The sequence below is a fragment of the Streptomyces sp. NPDC002784 genome (genome assembly GCF_053592135.1).
Genome location: NZ_JBSFVD010000099.1, coordinates 1 through 4,124, shown reverse-complemented (window position 1 = coordinate 4,124; position 4,124 = coordinate 1). Strand labels below are relative to the sequence as shown.

The window sequence follows — 4,124 nt, the reverse complement described above, 5'->3', positions numbered from 1 at the left end:
CACAAGCCTGTCGTACCGGGAACTCGACCAACGGGCCAACCAGTTGGCCCGTCACCTGCTGGCCGCGGGCGCCGGGCCCGAGCAGCTGGTCGCGATCGCGATGGAACGCTCCGCTGACCTCGTCGTCGCACTCCTGGCCGTCCTGAAGACCGGCGCCGCCTACCTCCCCCTCGACCCCCGGCACCCGCGGGCCCGGACCGAGTCGATCCTCGCCGAGGTCTCACCGGTCACCGTCCTCACCGACGCCACCTGCGCGCCGGGCCTGTCCTCGGCCGACCTGTCGGCCGCCGAACTCGCGCCGGCCGCCCGCGCCGACGAGCGCCTGGCCTACGTCATCCACACCTCGGGCTCCACCGGCCGTCCCAAGGGCGTCGCGGTCACCCACGGCAATCTCGTCCGGCTGCTGACGGCCATGGAACGCCATCTGCCGCTGGGCCCGGGCGACCGACTGCTCGCCCCGACCACCGTCTCCTTCGACATCGCCCAGCTCGAACTGCTGCTCCCGCTGCTGCACGGTGCGGCCGTGGTGCTGGCCGGCCAGGAGGACGTACGCGATCCCAGGGCGCTCGCCCACCTGATCCGGGAACACGGCGTCACGGCCCTGCAGGCCACCCCGTCGCTGTGGACCGGGCTCGTGTCCGAAGTCCCCGAGGCTGTCACGGGCCTGCGCGTCCTCGTCGGAGGCGAAGCCCTGCCCGCCGCCCTGGCCGGCCGGCTGCACTCGCTCGCCGCCGAGGTCACCAATGTGTACGGGCCCACGGAGACCACCGTCTGGTCGCTCGCGGCCCGCATCGACGACGACAACCACGCACGCCCGCCCATCGGCGGCCCACTGGACGGGTACCGCGCGTTCGTGCTGGACGCCGGTCTTCGGTTGGTGCCGGTGGGTGTGGTGGGGGAGTTGTATGTGTCGGGGGTCGGGGTGGCACGCGGATATGTGGATGCGCCGGGTGTGACGGCGGGGCGTTTTGTGGCGTGTCCGTTCGGGGGTGCGGGGGAGCGGATGTACCGCACCGGGGATCTCGTGCGGTGGACGTCGGGTGGAGGGCTGGAGTTCGTCGGGCGGGCGGATCAGCAGGTGAAGGTGCGTGGGTTCCGGGTGGAACTCGGTGAGGTGGAAGGGGTGGTGGCGGGGTGTGACGGTGTCGCGCAGGCGGTTGCCTCGGTGCGCGACGGCCGGTTGCTCGCCTATGTGGTGCCTGGGCCGGAGGCGGGGGAGCGGTTGGCGGAGCGTGTGCGGGAGCGAGCGGTGGAGCTGCTGCCGGACTACATGGTTCCGTCGGTGGTGATGGTCCTCGAAGACGGTCTGCCGCTGACGCCGAACGGCAAGCTGGACCGCGCCGCCCTCCCCGCACCCCAGGCCGAGTCGGCCGTCACCACCCGCCGCGAACCCGCCAACGAGGTCGAACGGGCGCTGTGCGAGATGTTCGCCGACATCCTCCGCGTGCCGGACGTCGGGGTCGACGACTCCTTCTTCGCCCTCGGCGGCCAGTCGCTCCTCGCCGTACGCCTCGTCAGCCGAATCCGCGCGAACCTCGGCGCGGAGGTCGACCTGCGCGCGGTGTTCGAGGCGCCCACGCCGGCCGGTCTGGCCGCCCGCTGCGGTGGCCCGGCCGAGACCCGCCCGCCGCTCACCCGGCGTCCCCGCTCCGAGCAGTCTCCCCTGTCCCCTTCCCAACTGCGCTTCTGGTTCCAGGGCCAGCTCGAAGAGGGCACGGGAGGCACGGACACGCGCGTGATCACCACCGCCCTGCGGCTGTCCGGAGAGCTGGACGTGCCCGCGCTGCGGGCGGCCCTGCGGGATGTGGTCCACCGCCACGAGAGCCTGCGGACGGTCCTTCCCGTGATCGACGGCGCGGCGCACCAGCGGGTTCTGGAGGCGGGTGACGTAACCGCCATCGAAGTGGAGCCCGCGTCGATAGACGAACTGAGCACACACATCGCCGAGTTCGCCGCCACAGGCTTCGACCTGACGCGCGAGGTGCCTCTGCGCGCGAAGCTGCTGGCCGTCGGACCGGTGGAGCACGTGCTGGTGGTGGCGGTGCACCACATCGCCTTCGACGGCTGGTCGGCCGCCCCCTTCGTACGGGACCTCGCCTCGGCCTACGCGGCCCGCGCGCGCGACACCGCCCCCGAGTGGTCCGAACTGCCGCTGCAATACCGCGACTTCACGCTCTGGCAGAGCGAACTCCTGCAAGCGGACGGCCTGGAGAAGCGTCAGCTGGACTTCTGGCGGGAGACGTTGAGGAACCTGCCCGAGGAGCTGGCCCTGCCCCTGGACCGGCCCCGGCCCGCCTTGGCCTCCGGTCGCGCGGGCTCCGTACGCCTGCACATCCCGCCCGAGCGGTGCGCCGCCCTCGAACGGCTGGCCCGTGACCACGGGTCCAGTCTGTTCATGGTGCTGCATGCGGTGGTGGCGGGTGTGTTGTCGCGGGTCGGTGCTGGCGGGGATGTGGTGGTGGGTAGCCCAGTGGCGGGGCGTTCGGATGTGGGGTTGGAGGAGTTGGTCGGGTGTTTTGTGAACACGGTGGTGGTGCGGTCGGATGTGTCGGGGGATCCGTCGTTCGGTGAGTTGCTGGGGCAGGTGCGGTCGGGTGTGCTGGGGGCGTTGGAGCATCAGGATGTGCCGTTCGAGCGGGTGGTGGAGGCGGTCAATCCGGTGCGTTCGGCGGGGCGGCATCCGCTGTTCCAGGTGATGATGAGCCTGCAGAACAACGCGGTCGCCCAGGCCCGGTTCCCCGGCCTGGACGCACACTGGGAGTACCCGGCACCGGCCGACACCACCGAGTTCGACCTGCTCTTCGACTTCCGCCAGGTGGGCGAGGAGATCGAGGGACGGCTCCTCTTCGCACGGGACCTCTTCGACGACGAGACGGCGCGAGGACTGGCCCACCGCTTCGTACGGTTCGCGGACCAGGTGGCCACTGCCCCCGAACTCCGCCTGAACGCCGTGGACTTGCTGGGCCACGCCGAGCGCGAGACCGTCCTCGCCCGGGGCACCGGCACCGCGCAGGCACCCCTCGACCGGTCGGTGGTGCACCGGTTCACGGCACAGGCGGCCCGCACCCCCGACGCCACGGCACTGGTGTGCGGCACGCGGGAGCTGTCGTACCGGGAACTCGACCAACGAGCCGCCCAGTTGGCCCGTCACCTGCTGGCCGCGGGCGCCGGGCCCGAGCAGCTGGTCGCGATCGCGATGGAACGGTCCGCTGACCTCGTCGTCGCTCTCCTGGCCGTTCTGAAGACCGGTGCCGCCTACCTCCCCCTCGACCTCCGCAGCCCCGACTCCCGGCTCGGCGCGGTGCTCAAGGAGTCGAAACCCCGCGTCATGGTCGTCGACACCGCCACGCACACCCGCGCGGCCCTGCGCGACACGGCACCGGCTCTCCCCGTCATCCGAGCCGACGAACCCCGGCTCGGCGCGGCGGCCGACGACGCGCCCGAGACGCCGTACGCCTCCCCAGTGGCCGGCGTCGACCAGATCGCGTACGTGATGTACACCTCCGGCTCCACCGGACGCCCCAAGGGCGTCGCCGTGACCCACGGCAACATCCTGGGCTTCGCGGCGGACACCTGCTGGACGACTCAGGACCACTCCCGCGTCCTCGCGCACTCGGCGCACTCCTTCGACGCGTCGACCTACGAACTGTGGGTGCCGCTGCTCAACGGGGGCACGGTCGTCGTCGTACCACCACGGGACACGTCGGCCGCCGCACTGGAGCGCGCGGTCGACACCCACGGTGTGAGCGCGGCCTTCTTCACCACCTCCCTCTTCAACTCCCTCGTCGCGGAGCAAAGTTCTGTCCTCGGCTCCCTCAAGCACGTCTGGATCGGCGGCGAGCAGGCCTCGGGTTCCGCCGTGGCCCAGGCACTGCGGCTCTTCCCGCACATCACCGTCACCAATGGCTACGGCCCGACGGAGAACACCACCTTCACCACGTACGAGCACCTCACCACCGCCTCCTTCGGCCAGGGCGAGAAGCCGTCCATCGGCGGTCCGCTGGACGCCTCCCGAGTGTTCGTGCTGGACGAGGGGCTGGCGCCGGTGCCGGTGGGTGTGGTGGGGGAGTTGTATGTGTCGGGGGTCGGGGTGGCACGCGGATATGTGGATGCGCCGGGTGTGA

At 71.5% G+C, this 4,124-nt stretch carries 1 protein-coding gene; it reads left to right on the top strand.

What is annotated here, in order from left to right:
- The coding region (locus ACWD1Z_RS36635) for an amino acid adenylation domain-containing protein (RefSeq protein WP_451125128.1) at positions 1-4,124 on the top strand (4,124 nt) is incomplete at both ends.